Annotated in this window: 20 protein-coding genes and 1 pseudogene; 4 read left to right on the top strand and 17 right to left on the bottom strand. The window is 71.9% G+C overall.

The genetic code is table 11. The features are described from left to right. The 3 genes from ABZ646_RS18640 to ABZ646_RS18650 form a co-directional block, all read right to left on the bottom strand. The coding region (locus ABZ646_RS18640) for a TetR/AcrR family transcriptional regulator (RefSeq protein ID WP_360519813.1) at window positions 1-513 on the bottom strand (513 nt) is incomplete at its 3' end. Between the two features lie 26 nt (window positions 514-539). After that, the gene (locus ABZ646_RS18645; RefSeq protein WP_360519815.1) at window positions 540-1,565 is read right to left on the bottom strand and encodes an aldo/keto reductase; all 1,026 of its coding nucleotides are present in this window, start codon (window positions 1,563-1,565) and stop codon (window positions 540-542) included. Between the two features lie 151 nt (window positions 1,566-1,716). Then, window positions 1,717-3,099: a glycine--tRNA ligase gene (locus ABZ646_RS18650; protein WP_046729864.1), complete on the bottom strand. Its 1,383-nt coding sequence runs from the start codon at window positions 3,097-3,099 to the stop codon at window positions 1,717-1,719. Between the two features lie 162 nt (window positions 3,100-3,261). Between ABZ646_RS18650 and ABZ646_RS18655 the strand changes: the two genes are divergently transcribed. The 4 genes from ABZ646_RS18655 to ABZ646_RS18670 all read left to right on the top strand — a co-directional run bounded on the left by ABZ646_RS18655 (window position 3,262) and on the right by ABZ646_RS18670 (window position 6,374). Then, complete coding sequence (locus ABZ646_RS18655) at window positions 3,262-4,218, top strand: metal ABC transporter substrate-binding protein (RefSeq protein ID WP_360519818.1); 957 nt, start codon at window positions 3,262-3,264, stop codon at window positions 4,216-4,218. A 14-nt stretch (window positions 4,219-4,232) separates the two neighbouring features. After that, window positions 4,233-4,997, top strand: a complete 765-nt coding sequence (locus ABZ646_RS18660; protein WP_360519820.1) for a metal ABC transporter ATP-binding protein — start codon at window positions 4,233-4,235, stop codon at window positions 4,995-4,997. Then, window positions 4,997-5,899, top strand: a complete 903-nt coding sequence (locus ABZ646_RS18665; RefSeq protein WP_360519822.1) for a metal ABC transporter permease — start codon at window positions 4,997-4,999, stop codon at window positions 5,897-5,899. The genes ABZ646_RS18660 and ABZ646_RS18665 overlap by 1 nt, the downstream gene beginning before the upstream one ends. A 61-nt stretch (window positions 5,900-5,960) precedes the next feature. Continuing rightward, window positions 5,961-6,374 carry a transcriptional repressor gene (locus ABZ646_RS18670; RefSeq protein WP_360519824.1) on the top strand — a complete coding sequence of 138 codons (414 nt, stop codon included), beginning with the start codon at window positions 5,961-5,963 and terminating at the stop codon, window positions 6,372-6,374. 1 nt (window position 6,375) lies between these two features. Here the strand turns inward: ABZ646_RS18670 and ABZ646_RS18675 are convergent, their stop codons facing one another. The 14 genes and pseudogenes from ABZ646_RS18675 to ABZ646_RS18740 all read right to left on the bottom strand — a co-directional run bounded on the left by ABZ646_RS18675 (window position 6,376) and on the right by ABZ646_RS18740 (window position 19,428). Beyond that, window positions 6,376-6,933, bottom strand: a complete 558-nt coding sequence (locus ABZ646_RS18675; RefSeq protein WP_360519826.1) for a YcxB family protein — start codon at window positions 6,931-6,933, stop codon at window positions 6,376-6,378. Window positions 6,934-6,966: 33 nt separating this feature from the next. Beyond that, window positions 6,967-7,806, bottom strand: coding sequence for an isoprenyl transferase (locus ABZ646_RS18680; protein WP_360519828.1), 840 nt, complete (start codon window positions 7,804-7,806; stop codon window positions 6,967-6,969). A gap of 32 nt (window positions 7,807-7,838) precedes the next feature. Beyond that, a complete protein-coding gene (gene recO / locus ABZ646_RS18685; RefSeq protein ID WP_360519830.1) occupies window positions 7,839-8,588 on the bottom strand; it encodes a DNA repair protein RecO in 750 nt (249 codons plus the stop codon). 49 nt (window positions 8,589-8,637) lie between these two features. Beyond that, window positions 8,638-8,862 carry a hypothetical protein gene (locus ABZ646_RS18690; protein ID WP_360519850.1) on the bottom strand — a complete coding sequence of 75 codons (225 nt, stop codon included), beginning with the start codon at window positions 8,860-8,862 and terminating at the stop codon, window positions 8,638-8,640. A 107-nt stretch (window positions 8,863-8,969) separates the two neighbouring features. After that, window positions 8,970-9,896: a dihydrodipicolinate synthase family protein gene (locus ABZ646_RS18695; protein WP_360519832.1), complete on the bottom strand. Its 927-nt coding sequence runs from the start codon at window positions 9,894-9,896 to the stop codon at window positions 8,970-8,972. Beyond that, the gene (locus tag ABZ646_RS18700) at window positions 9,893-10,903 is read right to left on the bottom strand and encodes an ABC transporter ATP-binding protein (RefSeq protein ID WP_360519834.1); all 1,011 of its coding nucleotides are present in this window, start codon (window positions 10,901-10,903) and stop codon (window positions 9,893-9,895) included. The genes ABZ646_RS18695 and ABZ646_RS18700 overlap by 4 nt, the downstream gene beginning before the upstream one ends. Further along, the gene (locus tag ABZ646_RS18705; RefSeq protein ID WP_360519836.1) at window positions 10,900-12,945 is read right to left on the bottom strand and encodes a dipeptide/oligopeptide/nickel ABC transporter permease/ATP-binding protein; all 2,046 of its coding nucleotides are present in this window, start codon (window positions 12,943-12,945) and stop codon (window positions 10,900-10,902) included. The genes ABZ646_RS18700 and ABZ646_RS18705 overlap by 4 nt, the downstream gene beginning before the upstream one ends. Next, window positions 12,942-13,901: an ABC transporter permease gene (locus ABZ646_RS18710; RefSeq protein WP_360519838.1), complete on the bottom strand. Its 960-nt coding sequence runs from the start codon at window positions 13,899-13,901 to the stop codon at window positions 12,942-12,944. The genes ABZ646_RS18705 and ABZ646_RS18710 overlap by 4 nt, the downstream gene beginning before the upstream one ends. A 4-nt stretch (window positions 13,902-13,905) precedes the next feature. Next, window positions 13,906-15,519, bottom strand: a complete 1,614-nt coding sequence (locus tag ABZ646_RS18715; protein WP_360519840.1) for an ABC transporter substrate-binding protein — start codon at window positions 15,517-15,519, stop codon at window positions 13,906-13,908. A gap of 148 nt (window positions 15,520-15,667) precedes the next feature. Continuing rightward, the gene (locus ABZ646_RS18720) at window positions 15,668-16,621 is read right to left on the bottom strand and encodes a hypothetical protein (RefSeq protein ID WP_360519842.1); all 954 of its coding nucleotides are present in this window, start codon (window positions 16,619-16,621) and stop codon (window positions 15,668-15,670) included. Next, a complete protein-coding gene (locus tag ABZ646_RS18725) occupies window positions 16,618-17,151 on the bottom strand; it encodes a SigE family RNA polymerase sigma factor (RefSeq protein ID WP_360519844.1) in 534 nt (177 codons plus the stop codon). Before ABZ646_RS18725 ends, ABZ646_RS18720 begins: the two co-directional genes overlap by 4 nt. Then, window positions 17,136-17,378: pseudogene (locus tag ABZ646_RS18730) on the bottom strand (hypothetical protein); the annotation flags it as partial. The gene ABZ646_RS18725 and the pseudogene ABZ646_RS18730, both read right to left, overlap by 16 nt. Window positions 17,379-17,422: 44 nt before the next feature. Continuing rightward, window positions 17,423-18,577 (bottom strand): sialidase family protein, encoded by a 1,155-nt coding sequence (locus tag ABZ646_RS18735; protein ID WP_360519848.1) that lies wholly within the window; start codon window positions 18,575-18,577, stop codon window positions 17,423-17,425. 155 nt (window positions 18,578-18,732) lie between these two features. Continuing rightward, complete coding sequence (locus tag ABZ646_RS18740; protein WP_360519846.1) at window positions 18,733-19,428, bottom strand: TerB family tellurite resistance protein; 696 nt, start codon at window positions 19,426-19,428, stop codon at window positions 18,733-18,735. Between the last annotated feature and the right edge of the window lie 163 nt (window positions 19,429-19,591).

Genomic DNA, 19,591 nt, shown 5'->3' on the forward strand with positions numbered 1-19,591 from the left:
GTAGCCCGGGTCGTGGAAGCGGCCGGTGGCCTGGAAGACCGCGCGGGCCGCGGCGGCCGGGTCGGACACCGTGAAGGTGCCCGACCCGGCCCCGTCCGCGATGATCCGGGTCAGCTGGCCGGTCAGGTCGGCGATGTGCTCGGCGACCGCCGGGCCGCTCTCCTCGACCAGCACCATGTAGGTGGCGAACAGCTCGGGGTCGTCGCACGCCTTGCGCCGCTTGGCCTCGAACAGCGCCCGCAGCCAGCCGCGCAGCCGGTCCTCGGGGGCCCGGTCCTCGGCCACGATGCCGGACAACGCCGCCGAGGTACGGTCCAGCCACCGCTTGGTCACCGCCGCACGCAGCGCCGCCTTGGTCCGGAAGTGCCGGTAGACACTGCCGTGGCTGACGCCGAGCGCGCGGGCCACGTCGACCACGGTGGCCTTGGCCGGGCCGTGGCGGCGCAGCACCTCCTCGGTCGCCTCGAGGATGCGTTCGGCGGTGAGGACCGGGGGCGGGGACGTGGCTGCCATGACCTAGACGGTACCCGGCGCCGCGGTCAGTGCTCGGTGCCGAGATGGCTCATCTGCGCGGCCGGGTAGCGGGTGCCGGCCGCCGCGCCGGCCGGTACGGCTTCCTCGATCGCCGCCAGGTCGGCCGCGTCCAGGATGACGTCCAGCGCGCCCAGCGACTCGGAGAGCCGCTCGCGGGTGCGGGCGCCGACGAGCGGCACGATGTCGTCGCCGTGCCCGGCGCCCCGGGAGAGCACCCAGGCGATGGCGATCTGGGCCACGGTCACGCCCTTCTCGTCGGCGATCTTGCGCAGCGCCTCGACCAGGCCGAGGTTGTGCCGGAGGTTGTCGCCCTGGAAGCGGGGCGAGTGGGCCCGGAAGTCACCGGCGCCGAGCTGCCGGTCCGGGGTGTAGTGGCCGGAGATCAGGCCTCGGGAGAGCACACCGTACGCGGTGATGCCGATGCCCAGTTCCCGGGTGGTCGGCAGGATCTCCCGCTCGATGTCCCGGGTGATGATCGCGTACTCGACCTGGAGGTCGGAGATGGGGGCGGTGGCGGCGGCCCGCCGGATGTTCTCGGCGCCGACCTCGCTGAGGCCGATGTGCCGGACGTACCCGGCGTCGACCAGTTCGCTGATCGCGCCGACGGTCTCCTCGATGGGAACGTCCGGGTCGACGCGGGCGATCCGGTAGACGTCGATGTGGTCGACGCCGAGGCGCTGGAGGGAGTAGGCGGCGAAGTTCTTGACCGCGGCCGGGCGGCCGTCGTATCCGAGCCAGCTGCCCTCCGGGCCGCGCAGCGCGCCGAACTTCACGCTGAGCAGGGCCTGTTCGCGACGGGCGGCGGGGGCGGTGCGCAGCGCCTCGCCGATGAGCATCTCGTTGTGGCCCATGGCGTAGAAGTCGCCGGTGTCGAGCAGGGTCACGCCGGCTTCGAGGGCGGCGTGGACGGTCGCGATCGACTCGGCCCGGTCGGCCTCGCCGTACAGCGCGGACATGCCCATGCAGCCGAGACCGAGGGCGGAGACCTGCGGGCCGGTGGTTCCGAGGGTGCGGGTGTGCGTCGTCGTCATTCCCCCATCCTGGCATGACAGCTGACAGATTTCAATATCTGTCAGTCCATAGGGCCGCCACGGGATCGCCGAGCCCGTAAAAAAGCGGTTCCCCGCACCCCCAGAGGGGTGCGGGGAACCGCACGGCCGGCCGGACGACCGGGCCAGGTGCCTAGCAGCCGACGAGGCGACCCGCGAGGTAGCCCTCGATCTGGTCCAGGGACACCCGCTCCTGCTTCATCGTGTCGCGCTCGCGCACGGTCACCGCGTTGTCCTCGAGCGTGTCGAAGTCGACGGTGACGCAGTACGGCGTGCCGATCTCGTCCTGGCGGCGGTAGCGGCGGCCGATGGCGCCCGCGTCGTCGAACTCGATGTTCCAGTTCTGCCGCAGCGCCTGGGCGAGACCCTTGGCCTTGGGCGAGAGCTCCGGGTTGCGGGACAGCGGGAGGACGGCGACCTTCACCGGGGCGAGGCGGTGGTCCAGGCGCAGCACCGTGCGCTTCTCCAGCTTGCCCTTGGCGTTCGGCGCCTCGTCCTCGACGTACGCGTCGAGCAGGAACGCCAGCATCGCGCGGCCGACACCGGCCGCCGGCTCGATGACGTACGGCGTCCAGCGCTCGCCGGCCTCCTGGTCGAAGTAGGAGAGGTCCTGGCCGGAGGCCTTGGAGTGGGCGCCGAGGTCGTAGTCGGTGCGGTTGGCGACACCCTCCAGCTCGCCCCACTCGTTGCCGCCGAACTGGAAGCGGTACTCGATGTCAGCGGTGCGCTTGGAGTAGTGGGAGAGCTTCTCCTTCGGGTGCTCGTACCACCGCATGTTCTCCTCGCGCAGGCCCAGGCCGGTGTACCAGTTCCAGCGCTGCTCCATCCAGTACTCCTGCCACTTCTCGTCCTCGCCCGGCTTGACGAAGAACTCCATCTCCATCTGCTCGAACTCGCGGGTGCGGAAGATGAAGTTGCCGGGCGTGATCTCGTTGCGGAAGGACTTGCCCATCTGCGCGATGCCGAACGGCGGCTTGCGGCGCGAAGTGGTCTGCACCTGGGCGAAGTTGGTGAAGATGCCCTGCGCGGTCTCCGGACGCAGGTAGGCGACGGAGCCGCTGTCCTGGGTCGGGCCGAGGTGGGTGGAGAGCAGCCCCGAGAACTGCTTGGGCTCGGTGAACTGGCCCTTGTTGCCGCAGTTCGGGCAGTTCACGTCCGCCAGGCCGTTCTCCGGCAGGCGGCCGTGCTTGGCCTCGTAGGCCTCCTCCAGGTGGTCCGCGCGGAACCGCTTGTGGCACGCGGTGCACTCGGTCAGCGGGTCCGTGAAGGTGGCGACGTGACCGGAGGCGACCCAGACCTCGGGGGCCAGGATGACGGACGAGTCAATGCCGACCACGTCCTCGCGCGACGTCACCATGTAGCGCCACCACTGGCGCTTCAGGTTCTCCTTGAGCTCGACACCCAGCGGCCCGTAGTCCCAGGCGGCACGCTGACCGCCGTAGATCTCACTGCACGGGAATACGAAGCCTCGGCGCTTGCTCAGGCTGACGATGGTGTCGATCTTGTCGGCGGCCACGGTGCTCTCTTCATTACGACGACGGGCGACGAAGCGAGACGCTTCACAGCGAATGCTTCAGCGTACCGGCGGGGGCTCCCCCTCAACCAAATCGGATCCCCTTACCGGCCTCTCACCGGAGCTTGTTGACAACGGTTTCCATGTTTGTTGAAAATGACTCTCATGAACGTACGACGCCGCCTCATACCCGCGGCCGCCGCGACCACCGTCACCGCACTCGGCATAGCGACCCTCACGGCCTGCGGCGGCGACGCCACGGCGGCCCGGACCGGCAAGTTCGACGTCGTCGCGTCGTTCTACCCGATGGCCTTCCTCGCCGACCGGATAGGCGGCGGCCACGTCCACGTCACCAGCCTCACCACGCCCGGCCAGGAACCCCACGACCTGGAGATCAGCCCCAAGCAGATCGTCGGGATCGAGAAGTCCGACGCGGTCCTCTACCTCAGGAACCTCCAGCCCTCCGTCGACAGCGCCGTCGCCCAGTCGTCCGTGCAGACCAAGATCGACGCCGCCTCCCTGACCACCCTGGAGAAGCACGGCAACGAGGTCGGCGGACACGCGGCCTCCCACGACACCTCGAAGAACGAGGAACCGGCCGGCCTCGACCCGCACATCTGGCTGGACCCGGTGCGCTACGCCCAGGTCGCCGAAGGCGTCGGCAAGGCCTTCGAGAAGGCCGACCCGGACCACGCGGCCGACTACCGGAAGAACACCGCGGCCCTGGTCAAGCAGCTGGACGACCTGAACACCCGGTTCAAGAACGGCCTCGCGCACACGAAGTCCAAGGTCTTCGTCACCACCCACGCGGCCTTCGGCTACCTCGCCGAGCGCTACGGCCTGACCGAGGAGGCCGTCAACGGCCTCGACCCCGAGTCCGAGCCGAGCGCGGCCCGGGTCAGGGACCTGGAGACCATGGCCCGGGCCGACGGCGTCACCACCGTGTTCTACGAGACGCTCGTCAGCGACAAGACCGCGAAGACCATCGCCTCCGACGCCGGCCTGAGGACCGATGTCCTCGACCCGATCGAGGGCATCACCGGCAAGTCCCGCGGCAAGGACTACTTCGCCGTCCAGGAAGCCAACCTCACAGCGCTCCAGCAGGCGCTGGGCGCCAAGTGACAGGAGACGACGAGATGACCGGCGAGCCCGTCATATCCCTGCGCGGGGTGACCGCCGAGCTGGGCTCACGCCCCGTGCTGCGCGGCATCGACCTCACCGTGCACCGCGGCGAGGTGGTCGCGCTGCTCGGCGCGAACGGCTCCGGCAAGTCGACGGCGATCCGCACCGTCATCGGCCAGGTGCCGGTGAGCGGCGGCGAGATCGAACTCTTCGGCACCCCCCGCCGCACCTTCCGCCAGTGGTCGCGGGTCGGGTACGTCCCGCAGCGCACCACCGCGGCGGGCGGCGTCCCCGCCACCGTCACCGAGGTGGTCTCCGCCGGCCGGCTCTCCCGCACCCGTTTCGGCCTCTTCCGCAAGGCCGACCACGAGGCCGTACGGGACGCCCTCGGCCTGGTCGGGATGGCGGACCGGGCCAAGGACAACGTCGAGGCGCTCTCCGGCGGCCAGCACCAGCGGGTGCTGATCGCCCGCGCGCTGGTCGCCCGCCCCGAACTGCTGATCATGGACGAGCCGATGGCGGGCGTCGACCTGGCCAGCCAGGAGATCCTCGCGCGGACCCTGCGCGAACAGGTCGAGCAGGGCGCCACGGTCCTCCTCGTCCTGCACGAACTGGGCCCGCTGGAACCGCTGATCGACCGCGCGGTCGTGCTCCGCGACGGCTGCGTCCTGCACGACGGGCCGCCGCCGCGCGCGGTCGGCCAGCACGCCCTGCCCGGCCACGACCACGTCCACCCCCACGACGAGCACACACCCCTGCGCACAGGACTGCTGAGCTGATGGACTTCCTTGACTACGCCTTCATGCAGCGGGCCCTGCTCGCCGCCGTCCTGGTCGGCATCACCGCCCCCGCCGTCGGCATCTACCTCGTCCAGCGCCGCCAGGCCCTGATGGGCGACGGCATCGGCCACGTCGCGATGACCGGCGTCGGCCTCGGCTTCCTGCTCTCCACCTCCCCCGTGTGGATGGCCACGGCCGTCTCCGTCCTCGGCGCGATCCTGATGGAACTGATCCGCTGGTACGGCCGCACGCGCGGCGACATCGCCCTCGCGATGCTCTTCTACGGCGGCATGGCGGGCGGCGTCATGCTGATCAACCTCGCGCCGGGCGGCTCCAACGCCAACCTGATGTCGTACCTCTTCGGCTCGCTGTCCACGGTGTCGCAGTCCGACGTGACCGCGATCTGCCTGCTGGCCGCGTTCGTCCTGGTGGTCACCCTCGGCCTGCGCAGGCAGCTGTTCGCGGTCAGCCAGGACGAGGAGTTCGCGCGGGTCACGGGCCTGCCGGTACGGGCGCTGAACCTGCTGACAGCGGTCACCGCGGCGGTGACCGTGACGGTCGCGATGCGGGTGGTGGGGCTGCTGCTGGTGTCGGCGCTGATGGTCGTACCGGTGGCCGCGGCCCAGCAGTTGAGCCGCAGCTTCGCGGCCACCTTCGCGATCGCCGTGGCGATCGGTGTGACGGTGTCGATCGGGGGCACGATCACCTCGTACTACCAGTACGTCCCGCCGGGCGCGACGATCGTGCTGCTGACCATCGCCGCGTTCTTCGCACTGAGCGTGCTGGCCGCTCCGCTGGCCCGCCGACGCGCCCGCGCGGCCGCCGAGCGATGCCCCGCCGGGGACCCGGCGGAGTGCGCGATCCCGGCCGGACGGGGAGCCGCCGACGAGGTCGGCGTCTGAACGGCCTCGGCCCGGGCTGGCACAATGGCCCGGCAGAGGCGAAGAGGCGAGGAGGCAACCGGTGACGACCGCTGGACAGCCCGTGAAGGGCCGCTCGACCCGTCAGCGGGCAGCCGTGGCGGCGGCCCTGAACGAGGTCGAGGAGTTCCGCAGCGCGCAGGAACTGCACGACATGCTCAAGCACAAGGGTGACTCGGTGGGCCTCACCACGGTGTACCGCACGCTGCAGTCCCTCGCCGACGCCGGTGAGGTGGATGTGCTGCGCACGTCCGAGGGGGAGTCGGTGTACCGGCGCTGCTCCACCGGCGAGCACCACCACCACCTCGTGTGCAGAGCCTGCGGCAAGGCGGTGGAGGTGGAGGGGCCGGCCGTCGAGAAGTGGGCGGAGGCGGTCGCCGCGGAGCACGGGTACGTCAACGTGGCCCACACCGTGGAGATCTTCGGCACCTGCGCGGACTGCGCGGAGCGCTGCTGAGCTAGGCGCGCGCGAGGTGCCGGTCGAGGATCGCGCGCAGCCGGTCGGTGTCGCCGGGGTCCGCGAGGCCCCGTTTGGGCAGCACGGTGAAGCTGGCGGCGTTCTTGTCGTCGCTGTAGGTGATGAAGGCGTCCTCGGTCTCCCGGTAGCGGGGCTGTGCGGACCAGTTGACCGACGTCGTGCTGTTGTCGTTGGCCACCGTCAGGCCCGCGTCCGACACGGTCGCGCGGAACGCGCCGCTGCGGGCGGCGAGCTTGAGGAAGGCGCGGGCCTGGAGCCGGGGGGTGAGGAACAGCAGGGCCGCGGTCAGGGGCACGAGGATCAGCAGGATCCAGTTGGGCTTCTCGCGCCCCGCCGCCGAGAGCGAGGCGTTCAGTACGAAGGCGAACGCGATCAGAGGGACGACCGAGCGCCGTAGCCATCTCCGCGGCCGCAACCGTTCGCGTTCCCGCAGCGCCCCCTGGAAGTCCCCCACGACGTGCCGGTAGGCCAGCTCCACCACGCCCTGCCCGGCGTCCCGCCCCATGTCCATGACCATGAGGCGGGATCGTACCGGCACGGGTCGGCTCCGGTCGAAGGACCCCGCGGGCCGTCAGTCACTGTCCTGGTCACCCTCCATGGCCAGCAGCTCCTCGTTGGGGATCGCCCCGCCGAACCGCCGGTCGCGCGAGGCGTACTCGACGCACGCCCGCCACAGGTCGCGGCGGTCGAAGTCGGGCCACAGGACGTCCTGGAAGACCATCTCGGCGTAGGCGCTCTGCCAGATCAGGTAGTTGGAGGTGCGCTGTTCGCCGCTGGGCCGCAGGAACATGTCCACGTCCGGCATGTCCCCGTAGTACATGTGCTTCTGCAGGGTCTTCTCGGTGATCTTCGCCGGGTCGAGGCGGCCCGCCCTCACCTCCTCGGCGATCGACTGCACCGCGTCGGTGATCTCGGCACGTCCGCCGTAGTTCATGCAGAAGTACAGGGTGAGCAGGTCGTTGTCCTTGGTCTGCTCCTGGGCGACCTCGAGCTCCTTGGCGACCGACTTCCACAGCCGGGGCATCCGGCCCGCCCAGCGCACCCGGACGCCCAGTCCGTCGAGCTGGTCACGGGACTTGCGGATGAAGTCGCGGTTGAAGTTCATCAGGAAGCGGACCTCGTCGGGCGAACGCTTCCAGTTCTCGGTGGAGAAGGCGTACAGCGAGATGTTGCGGACGCCGATCTCGATCGCGCCCTGCAGCACGTCCAGCACCTGCTCCGCGCCGACCTTGTGGCCCTCGGTGCGCGGCAGTCCGCGCTCCTTCGCCCAGCGGCCGTTGCCGTCCATGACGATGGCCACATGGCCCGGGACCAGCTCGCCCGGGAGCTTGGGCGGGCGGGCACCGGAGGGGTGCGGCTCCGGCGCGCTGTACTCGCGGCGCCGGCGTCCCAGGATCCCGCGTACGACCATGTGCTTCTCGTCTCCCTCTGGCTTTTCGCCGCCTAGCTTTTCTCTACATACCTGAGCGAGCGCAGCCCCCGCTCCAGATGCCAGTGCAGATACGCGGACACGAGGCCGCTGCCCTCCCGGACGTGACGCGGCTCGGCCGCGTCCGCCGCCTCCCAGTCTCCCGTAAGCAGCGCCCCGAGGAGTACCAGGGTCCCCGGCGAGGGTACGACGCTGCCGGGCACCCGGCAGTCCACGCAGACGCTGCCGCCGGAGGCGACCGAGAAGAACCGGTTGGGGCCGGGCATACCGCACTTGGCGCAGGCCTCGAAGCTGGGGGCGTAGCCGTTGACGGCGAGGGAGCGCAGCAGGAAGGCGTCGAGGACCAGGTGGGGCGCGTGCTCGCCGCGGGCGAGGGTCCTGAGCGCCCCCACCAGCAGCAGGTACTGCTGCACGGCCGGCTCGCCCTCGTGGTCGGTGAACCGCTCGGCGGTCTCCAGCATGGCCGTCCCGGCGGTGTACCGCGCGTAGTCGGCGACGATCCCGCCGCCGTACGGCGCGATGGTCTCGCTCTGCGTGCACAACGGCAGCCCGCGGCCGACCAGCTCGCTCCCCCGGGCGAAGAACTGCACGTCGACATGGGAGAACGGCTCCAGCCGGGCCCCGAACTTGGACTTGGTCCGCCGTACCCCCCGAGCGACGGCCCGCACCCGGCCGTGACCGCGGGTGAGCAGCGTGATGATCCGGTCCGCCTCACCCAGCTTCTGGGTGCGCAGCACGATGCCGTCGTCGCGGAACAGGCTCATGGGCCCATTCTGCCCTGCCGCGGCGGTGCGCCGGGCCCGGCCGGAACCTTCAAGGGACTTCCCCGCGGCTGCGGGCGTTGGCGTGGGCGGTGGCCGCGCTGAGCCGTTCGGCCTGGGTGGCGACGCGCACGGCGTCCGGGTGGGCGTCCCACTCACGTCCTCCCCCGTACGGCCTCAACTGCACGTAGGGACCCTCGTGACCCATGACGATGCCCAGCCGTCCGGTACGGGTGTCGACGGCGCAGGAGCCGACCGGGAGGTTCTTCGCGTTCACCTCACCTGGCTCCCCCGCCCCTGCCGATTTCACGCTTCGCATCACTGAGGTGGCGCTGCGTGCCTAGACTCGGCCGGAGTCTGTCCCCGCGACCGGGTCCCGGGCGCCTACAGCAGCCCCGCTCCCGCGAGGAACTTCGCCACGCACTCCGTCTCCGTCTCCGACAGCGGCACCTGGGGTTCGGCCGTGACCGGGCAGTCGATCACCCCGCGCAGATGCAGCGCCGCCTTGAACGCCCCCAGCGCGGCCGAGCTCCCGCCCATCCGGCCCGGGTCGCCGACGCCGGTCATCCGGTAGAGGCCGCACAGCCGCTCCTGCTCCGCCCGGGCCCGCTCCCCGTCACCCGCCCGGCAGAGGCGGTACAGCCGGACGTACCCGTCCGGGTCGACGTTGGCGAGCCCCGGGACCACCCCGTCGGCGCCCAGCGCGAGCGCCGAGTCGACGGTCAGCTCGGAGCCCGTCAACGCGCCGAAACCGGGCAGGCCGCGGCTGCCGACGACGACCTCGCGCAGGCCCGCCAGGTCACCGCTGGAGTCCTTCAGACCGGCCAGCACCCCCTCGGCGGCCAGTTCGAGGACCAGACCGGCGGGGAGCTTGGTGTGGACGGCGGACGGGATGTCGTAGGCGATCACGGGGACGGGCGAGCGGTCGGCGACCAGGCGGAAGTGGCGGGCGATCTCGGCGGGGTGGGTGCGGGTGTAGAAGGGGGCGGTGACCACGATCCCGTCCGCACCGGCGGAGGTGGCGGACGCCACGTGGTCCAGGACCCGGGGCGTCGTCATGTCGATCACGCCCGCCAGGACCGGCAGCCGGCCACCCACCCGGGAGACCACCGTCTCCGTGACCAGCCTGCGCTGCCGGTCCGTCAGGTACGCCGCCTCGGAGGTCGAGCCGAGGACGAACAGGCCGTCCACGCCGGCCTCCGTCAGATGGTCGACGAGCCCGCACAGGGAGCGGACGTCCACCTCGCGGTCCGGGGTCAGGGGCGTGCAGACGGGCGGTACGACTCCGGTGAGCGGGGTGGGCAGGGTCATCGGGGCTCCCTGGGCAGACGGCGGCTCGGCTGGTCCTCCTCCCCAGGATGGACAGGGTGATGACAGCGATAGCGGTGACCGGGCCGTGACGCGGCCGCGAAGTCAGGCATGCGGACGGCACACTCGTCGTCCGCCCGCCCGCAGCGGGTACGGAACGGGCACCCGGACGGCGGCCGGGTCGCCGAGGGCACCGGGCCGGTGAGCGGGACCGGGTCGACGGGGTCGAGCAGGCCGGGGGCGGCCGAGAACAGGGCCCGGGTGTACGGGTGGCGGGCGCCCGCGGCGACCTCGGCGGCCGGGGTCTCCTCGACGATCCGGCCCAGGTACATGGTGATCACCCGGTCGCTCATCCGCCGTACCGTCTGGATGTCGTGGGAGACGAGGACCAGCGCGAGCCCGAGGCGTTCGCGCAGGTCGAGGAGGAGGTTGAGGATCTGGGCGCGCACCGAGACGTCCAGGGCGCTGGTCGGTTCGTCCGCCACCACCAGCGGCGGGTCGAGGGCGAGCGCGCGGGCGATCGCGACGCGCTGGCGCTGACCGCCGGAGAGCTGGCCGGGCAGCGCCTCGGCGAGGGCCCTCGGCAACCCGACCAGGCTCATCAACTCCCTTACCCGGTCCTCCCGTTCGGCCCTGGTGCCACGCTGGTGCACATCCAGCGGGTCCCGCAGGACACGGCCGACGGGCAGCCGGCGGTTCAGGGCCGTCGAGGGGTCCTGGAGGACCAGGCCGGTGCCCGCGCCGACGGTGGTCCGGCGTTCGGCCGCGGACATCGACCACAGGTCGCGGCCCTGGAAGGTGACCGTGCCGGCGGTCGGCCGCTGGATGCCCACCAGCACCTTCGCCAGCGTCGACTTCCCGCACCCCGACTCGCCGACCACCCCGACCGTCTCGCCCGCCGCCACGCGCAGATCGGCGCCGGTCAGCGCGTACACCCGGTCCCGGCCGAACAGGCCGCCGCCGCGGGCCCGGTGCACCACGTGGACGCCGGACAGCTCCACCGCGCTCATGACACCACCTCCGTGCCCGCCAGGTCGACGGCCGGATGGTGGCAGGCCGCGGTGTGGGCGGGGGTGCCGAGGAGGGCCGGGGGTGTCGTACGGCAGCGCTCGTCCGCCGCGGGGCAGCGGTCGCTGAAACGGCAGCCCGCCGGGAAGTCGGCGGGCGCCGGGACCGCGCCCCTGATCTGGGTGAGCCGTTCGGCGCCGGACTCCAGGGAGAGGACGCTGCCGAGCAGGCCGCGGGTGTAGTGGTGGGCCGGGGAACCCACGAGTTCCGCCGTGACGCCGGTCTCCACGATCTGTCCGCCGTACATCACCACCACGCGGTCGGTGACGTCCGCGACGAGGGCGAGGTCGTGGGAGACCAGGATCAGCGCGAAGCCGAGTTCCTCGCGCAGGCGCAGGAGGAGTTCCATCACCTGGGCCTGGACGGTGACGTCGAGGGCGGTGGTCGGTTCGTCGGCGATGATCAGGCGGGGGTCGCGGGAGAGGGCCATGGCGATGAGGACGCGCTGGCGCTGGCCGCCGGAGAGTTCGTGGGGGCGGCTGTGGAGGGTGCGGGTGGGGTCCAGGCCGACGAGGGTGAGGAGTTCGGTGGGGGTGCGGTGGCCGCCGCGCCGGGTGAGTTGCTTGAGCTGGGCGTCGACGGTCATGGAGGGGTTCAGGGAGGACAGGGCGTCCTGGTAGATCATCGCGATCTCGTGGCCGAGGAGGCGGGGGTGGGGGGTGGTGAGGTCGACGGACGACCGCGGGTGCGTGGGGGTTGCTCGCGCCCGCGCGGCGGTAGCCGCATATTCAGTACGGCCCCGCGCCCCTGGCGGGGCGCTCCAAGCGGCGGTGTTGAAAAGGATCCGGCCCGTCACCCTGGCCGTCTTCGGTTGCAGGCCCATGATCGTGAGAGCGGTGAGGGACTTTCCGCAGCCTGACTCCCCTACCAGGCCGAGGACTTCGCCGGGGTACACCTCGAAGGCGATGCCGTCGACGACGTGCACGCCGTGGTGGCGGTCGGGGAAGCCGATGGTGAGGTTCTGCACGGACAGGACCGGTGGGCCCTCCCGGGAGGGCAAGGGTCGGGCCCGTGCTCGTAGCCGCTCCCCCGCCTCGGTCAGGCCGGGCAGTTCCAGGACCTCGGCCCGCTCGACGGTCCCCACCGGGTCGGCCTCCGTCGGTTCCGTCGGTCTCGGGGGCGGGGACGCCCAGGCGTCGGAGACTCCCTCGGAGAGCAGGTTCAGGGAGAGGACCGTGAGGAGGATCAGCAGGCCGGGGAAGAGGGTCGCCCACCAGCCGCCGGTCAGGACCATGTTCTTGCCGTCCGCGATGACGCTGCCCCAGGACGGGTCGGGGGGCCGCACGCCCGCGCCCACGAAGGACAGGGACGCCTCGAAGACGATGGCCTCGGCGACCTGGACCGTGCAGAAGACGAGGATCGGGGCGAGGCAGTTGACCGCCACGTGGCGGACGACGATGTGCGGGGTGCGGGCGCCGATCACGCGTTCCGCGGTGACGTAGTCCTCGCCGTACTGGTCGAGGACGTTCGCCCGTACGACGCGGGCCACCGGCGGGGTGAAGAGGAAGGCGATCGCGCAGATCAGGACGGTGATGCCGCCGCCGAAGACGGCGACCAGGACCGCGGCGAGGGCGATGCCGGGGAAGGCCATCACCACGTCCAGGCAGCGCATCAGCGTCTCGTCGACGGCCCTGCGGGAGGTGGCGGCCAGGGCTCCGAGGAGCGCCCCGGCGAGCAGCGCCAGGCCGGTCGCGCCGAGGCCGATGGCGAGGGACCAGCGGGCGCCGTACATCAGCCGGCTGAGGATGTCCCGGCCGAGGCTGTCCTGGCCCATCCAGTGGCCCGCGGAGGGGTGGCCGGTGCCGTCGACGGGGGCCTGCTGGGCCAGCGGGTCGTCGGGGGCGAGCAGGGGGGCGCACAGGGCCACCAGGACGATCACGGCGAGGAAGGCGAGGGCCGCCTTCGACGGCCGCGGCAGCCTGCGCAGCCGTACGCCGGGGCGGGCGAGGGCGGTGGTGAGGTCCGCGCGGGTGAACGTCGTCATGCCGCCTCCCTCAGGCGCGGGTTGGCCAGGAGGTAGAGGAGGTCGATGACGAGGTTGACGACGACGAAGCCGGTGGCGGTGGTGAGGACGACGCCCTGGACGACGGCGGGGTCGCCGTTCTGGACGGCGTCGATGAGCAGCTTGCCCATGCCGGGCAGCGCGAAGACGGTCTCGATGACGACCGCGCCGCCGAGCAGGTAGCCGACCCGCAGCCCGAGCACGGTCAGCGGGTTGACCAGGGCGTTGCGCAGCACGTTGCGGCCGACGACGACATGGGGCGGCAGGCCGCTGCCGACGGCGGTGCGGACGTAGTCCTTGTCGAGTTCCTCGACGACCGAGGTGCGGACGATCCGGGTGAGCTGGGCGGCGACCGGCAGGGAGAGCGCGAGGGCGGGCAGGGCCATGGTCCGCAGCCAGCCGGTGACCGAGTCCTCGGGGTTGATGTAGCCGCCGGTCGGGAACCAGCCGCGGTCGACGGCGAGGTACTGGATCATCAGCAGGGCCAGCCAGAAGGCGGGGGCGGCGACGCCGATCAGGGAGAGCACGCGGATGACCTGGTCCGGCAGGCGGTCGCGGAAGACGGCCGCGGTGATCCCGCCGGCCAGGGCCAGGACGACGGCGACGGACAGGCCCAGGAAGGTCAGCTGGAGGGTGAGCGGGAGCGCGGTGAGGACCTGGTCGAGGACCGGGGTGCGGGTCAGGGCGCTGGTGCCGAGGTCGCCGTGGAGCAGGTCGCGGACGAAGTGGGCGTAGCGCAGCGGGAGCGGGTCGAGCAGGCCGTTTCGCTCCCGGAAGTCGTGGAGTTGCCGCGGGGTGGGGTTGGCGCCCTGGAAGAACGCGGACGCCGGGTCGACGTCGGAGAAGCGCATCACCAGGAACACGAACAGGGCGATGCCGAGCAGCAGCGGCACCAGCAGGGCGATGCGGCGCAGCAGGATGCGCAGGACGGCGTCCATGCCGTCAGGCCCACTTGGCGGTGAGGACGTTGATGCCGGGGTAGGGCTGGGCCCTTATCCCGGTGAGCCGGTGCGGGTCCCAGGCGGTGATCAGTTCGTTGTGGACGACCGGGTAGATGACGGCCTGTTCGGCGACGACGTCGAGGTAGTCCTGGATCATCGCCTTCTTCTTCCCGGGGTCCGGTTCGCGGGTGGCCGCGTCCATGTCCTCGAAGAGCCGCTTCGCGACCGGGTGGTCGGCCCAGCGGGCGTAGCCCGTCCAGAGGTTCCCGGGGCCGTAGTTGTAGTGCATGATCAGGTCGGCGTCGAGGCCGAACTGGTTGGGGTTCGAGACGGCGGCGACGACCTGGTAGTCCTGTTTCTGGTCCATCTTGGTGAACACGGCCGTGGTCTCCTGCGGGGACAGGGTCGTGGGGACGCCGATCGCGTCCCAGGACGACTTGATGGTGGGCAGGCAGTCGACGGTCCAGCTGACGTCGACGGCGAGGAGGTCGATGCGCAGCCCGCTGACTCCGGCGGCCCGCAGGAGCGCCTTCGCCTTCTGCGGGTCGTGGTCGTAGACCGTCCTCGCCCTGCGGTAGGCGGGGTTGGCCTCGTCGAGGAACGAACTGGCGGGTCTTCCGTGGCCCCTGAGGGCGACCTCGACGATCTCCCGCTTGTCGATGGCGTAGTGCAGGGCCTGGCGGACCCGGACGTCGTCGAAGGGCGGGTGGCGGGTGTTGAACATCAGGAACAGGTTGTTCATCCCGGCGCCGCCGCCGACCGAGAGGCCGCCCTGTTCGAGGCGGGGGATGTTGGCGTAGGGGATGTTGTCGGAGATCTGGGCGCCCGCGTCCACCCCGGAGATCCTGGCGACGCGGGAGGCGGCGTCGACGATCGTCAGCCAGTTCATGCGCCGGAAGGCGGGCCTGCGGGGGCCGTTGTAGCGGTCGTACGCGGCGAAGGTGGTGTTCGACTTCGGGTGGTGGCCGGTCTGCCGGTACGGTCCCGAGCCCACCGCCAGTCCCCTGATAGCGTCGTCCCAGGCACCGGGCCGGGCGAACACGTGCCTCGGCATGATCTTGGCGAGGGTGAGCCGGGCGACGCCGTCCGGGAAGGGGAAGCGGAGCACCAGGTCGACGGTCCGGGTGCCGACCTTGCGGACCTCCTTCAGCCAGCTCGCGAAGAAGCCCTGGACGAGGGTCGGGGTGCCCGGGTCGAGGATCCGGTCGAAGACGAAGACGACGTCGTCGGCGGTGACCGGTTTCCCGTCGTGGAAGGTGGCCCCCCGGCGCAGGGTGAACCGCCAGGTGGTGGCGTCCGGGTCGGCCGGCAGCCGGGTCGCCAGCGCCGGGTAGGGGGCACGGGTGATCGGGTCGGTGTCGGCGAGGCCCTCGTAGATGTGGTTGTTGGCGGCCATCGCGAACGCGGACGCGGTCTGCGTGGGGTCCCAGCTGCCGTCGTTGCCGTAGCCGATCACGGCGGTCAGGGTGCGGTCGGAGCCCTCGCCGCCGAGGTCGACGGTGGACTCGGGTCCGCAGGCCGTCAGCGAGGGCAGGGAGGTCAGCGAGGCGGCGGCGCCCAGGACGCCCGCGTGTCTCAGGAACGTCCTGCGGGCATGGGTCGCCTGATCGCGCACGGTGCCTCCGGCGTGGGGGGAAGGAGACGTCGGACGTCCTGGGTAAGCGCGACCATAAGAGGGGGTTCAGGGGCGGTCAAGGCAAGGCGCGCGAATGGCGTAAAACACCAGAGGTGGGACCAATGGCGCCCCTGAACGGACGCCGGACCTAGGGCAGCGTCTTCTCGTAGGAGCCGTCCTGGTCGGAGTCGTAGACGAGCTTGCCGGTCGCGTCGTAGCCCTTGAGGTGCGGGGCCCTGGTGACCTGCTGGTGCAGGGTGCCGGTGGCGACGAACCAGCCGTGGTCGAGGACCACCTGGCCCGCGCCGTCGCCGTAGGAGACGGTCATCCGGGTCACCGAGGCGCGGTGGCCGCCGATGATCCCCCAGCGGAACGGCAGTTTCCAGTTGCCCTTGTCGATGACCGACTGCTGGTACAGCTTGCCGCTGTTGATGTCCGGCACCACGGGCGTCTTCGCGTCCCCGAAGGGGTCGCCGATGCTGGTGTTCAGGCCGGAGGCCGCGCCGTCCTTGACGGTGCAGATGAGCCGGGCCGGCACCGGCTTCTGGCGGACCGCGACCACGAAGTAGCCGTCGCCGGGGGTGTTGGAGTCACCGGTGCTGCGCATCGCCAGGATGATCCGGTAGTCGGCGGGCCTGCCGAGGTCGGTGTAGGCCGGTTCCTTGGGCGTGCGGTGCGCCTCGTTGTCGTCGAGGCACTTGCCGAGTCCGGCGGCCGCCTGCTCGAAGGTGATCCCGTCCAGCAGCTGGTGCGCCGCGGACGCCGGGCGGCCCGGGGCCGTCGGGGTGGCCGAGGGCGTCGGGGTGGCCGCGCCGGTCGGGGCCGGGTGGGCGCTGGCGAGCGCGGTGGGGCCGGCTCCGGCCGGGCTCGTCACGGTGGAGCCGCCGCCCAGCGCGTACGCGCCGACCGGTACCGCCGCCAGCGCCGCCAGCGCCGCCCCGGTCACGCCCATGCGGCGCCGCCGCTCCACCAGGCCCCGCCTGCGGATCTCCGGGTACGGCACCGGCGACGGCCGCACCTGCGCCGCGTCCCCCGCCAGCAGCGCCCGGAGCCGCTCCTCGAAGTCCGGCTCCGCGCCCCCGCCCCGCGTCTCTTCGCTCACCTGGTGCCTCCCTGGGAGGGCGCCGCGTGGCTCATGGCCTGCGCGAGCCCTGGAATCGTACGCAACTTGGCCAGGCCCTTGGACGCCTGGCTCTTCACGGTGCCCTGGGAGCAGCCGAGCACGTCGGCGACCTCCGCCTCGGACAGGTCCTCCCAGTACCGCAGCACCACCACCGCACGCTGCTTGGGCGGAAGCTGGGCCAGCGCGGCGAGCAGGGCGCCGCGCTCGTCGGCGCGGGACACGGCGTCGTCGTACAGCACGCGCTCCGGTGGCGCGGCGGTCAGCGACTCGGTCACCCGGCGCTTGCGGAACCTGTCGCTGTTGCAGCTGACCAGCATGCGGCGGACGTAGGCCTCCGGGCGGTCGGTCCGCGAGACGCGGCGCCACGACCGGTACGCCTTCGCCAGCGCGGTCTGCGTGAGGTCCTCCGCGTGGTGCGGATCTCCGGTGAGCAGATAGGCGGTCCGGACCAGATGGGTCCATCTCGCTCTGACGAATTCCTGGAACTGGGCCTCTAGTTCGGCCTGCATCGGGCCACCCCCTCGCCCTCCAGACCACCGGACGCCCCGATTCGGTTGCCCGGCGGGCGGGGCGGTCCGGGCGGGATCAGCTCGGTGCGGGGGTTCCAGAGGCGGAGCCTGTCGGGGTTGCGGACCGCCCGGATGCGGGTGACCCGGCCGTCGGCGAGGTCGAACGCGGCGACGGTCACGGTGCGGCCCGCGTGCCGGGCGACGAGGCCGGGGCGGCCGTCAGACGGTCCGTTCGAGGATGACGCCCTCGGCCGCCGTGGGGCTGGACGGGCTACCCGGGGCTCTTGAGCCGGCGGAACTCGATGGTGTCGTACGCCGTTCTCGTGCCCGTCTCGTACAGCACCCCCACCGTGCCCTTGGCCACCTGTACCAGGTCCGAATAGGCCGCCTTCAGGCCGGAGAGGGTGGTGAGTCTCTCGAAGGTGATGCCCTCGTCCGTGCTGGTCCACAGGGCCATGGCCTTGCGGGCCGTCGGGACCGAGGGCGCCGAGAAGAGCAACGGGGCGTCGGCGCCCGGCAGTTGCAGGACCGAGCCCTCGACCACGGGGACCTGCCGGAGCGTCGGCTGCACGGTGAACCGGGCGTCCAGGGTCTCGGCCCCGTCGCTGGACCAGGCGTCGAGCCGGTTGCCTGGGCTGGAGCCGTTCTGGTCGCGGGCGTTGAAGTAGAGGCGGCCGTCGGGGAGTTCGGCGGCGGTGGTCTCGTTGGCGTTGTCGTGGCCGGTGTAGGAGTCGTCGACGAAGCCCAGGTGCCAGCTGCGGCCGTGGTCGTCGCTGTAGATGGCGTGGCCGCCGTAGTACTTGGACTCCCGGCCGCTGTCCGGGGAACCGGCGCGCGGGGCGGCGGAGTGGTCGGCGGCGACGACCAGGCGGCCCCGGTGCGGTCCCCGGGCGATGGCGACGGCGTGTCCGGGACCGGTCGCGTACCAGCGCCAGCCGGCCGGTTTCACCTGGGCGGTGACCTCGTGCGGCGCGGTGAAGTGGCGGCCGTCGTCCCGGCTGCGCTGCACGAACACCCGGCGGCTCTGCCCCTCGGTGACCCGGCCGCGCATGATCTGGTCCTCGCTCACCGAGCCGTCGTTGTAGGAGGTCACCAGGACCACGTCGCCGCTCGCCGGGTCGACCACGGGTGCGGGGTTGCCGCGGGTGTTCCCCTTGCCGTCGGCCACCACCCGGAGCGGGTCCCAGGTGCAGCCGCCGTCGGTGGAGCGCCTCAGGACGACATCGATGTCACCGCTGTCGCCGGTGGTGGACTGCCGGCCCTCCGCGAAGGCGAGCAGGGTGCCGTGCCCGGTGCGGACGACGGCCGGGATGCGGTACTGGGCGTAGCCGCCCTCACCGGAGACGTAGGGCACGGAGGACTCGCAGGTGGCCGCCCAGGCCCTGGGCTCGACCGTGAACGCCCCGAGGAGCAGGGAGCCGGCCAGGACGATGCGGCTGACGCGGATCACAGGAGACTCTTGGGTCACCCTTTCATTTTTCCCCTGTATACCGGCATCGCACCCCACAACAGCCAAAAGGGTCACAAGGTTTGGTACCCCGTCAGCTCGCCCCGCGGTGGCCCGTCGGTTCCCCGCCCGGGTCAGGAGGGGGTGCGGGCGGCGGCCAGCAGCCGGGTCACGTCGTCGGCACAGATGGTCAGGGCCGCGCCGACCGTGCCGAGGACCTCGCGTTCGGGGTGGGTGTAGGGGCCGTCGGCGAGGGCGATCCGGGCGCCCTGAAGGAGCAGGGCCTCCCGTCCCGCCGGCGCGAGGTGGGGGGCGAGCGGGTCGAGGGCCTCGTGCAGCTCTATGGCGAGGCTCGCGCCGCCCGGCTGCTCGAAGACCCGGCCGGTGTCGGCCGCGAGGGCGTCGACGAGGGCGCCCAGCCGGTCCTCCGTGGCGTCCTCGAACCCGGCCGCGCGCACCGCGACCGCCGCCGCCTCCAGGGAGGTACGGGAGCAGGTGCCGCCGGCGGCGAGGACGGCGAGCGCGACGGTGTGCACGGCGTCGCGCAGCATCGCCGAGAACCGGGAAGTGGTGGGGTGGTCGAGGACGTCGGTGCCGTAGTGGTGGCGGCAGGCGGCACACTCCACGACCGGCCCGGTGGTGCCGCGGGGCAGCACGGGCACGCCGAGCAGGGTGAAGCGGCGGCGGCCGGTGAGCCGCTGGTAGTTGCGGTCGCCTCCGCAGCCCGGGCAGAAGAACTCGCCGTCGCCGACGGGTGTCCACGCGGTGCGGGTGCCCAGGATGCGGGCAGGCCTGACGTCTCGGCCGTCTCGTCCCCGTACTGGCAGCACGTCGCACCTCCGTAACGCCGTGGCAACATCGCCACCGCTGGCGTGATGTTAGCCACAGGGAGGAGCCGGAGTCAGTACCGCGTACGAGACCTTTCCGTGATCTTCATGGCCGGATGGCCGGGAAACAGCGGGCCCTGATCACCGTATGCGGTGATCAGGGCCC

This window comes from Streptomyces sp. NPDC007162 (assembly GCF_040634175.1).
Lineage (GTDB): Bacteria > Actinomycetota > Actinomycetes > Streptomycetales > Streptomycetaceae > Streptomyces.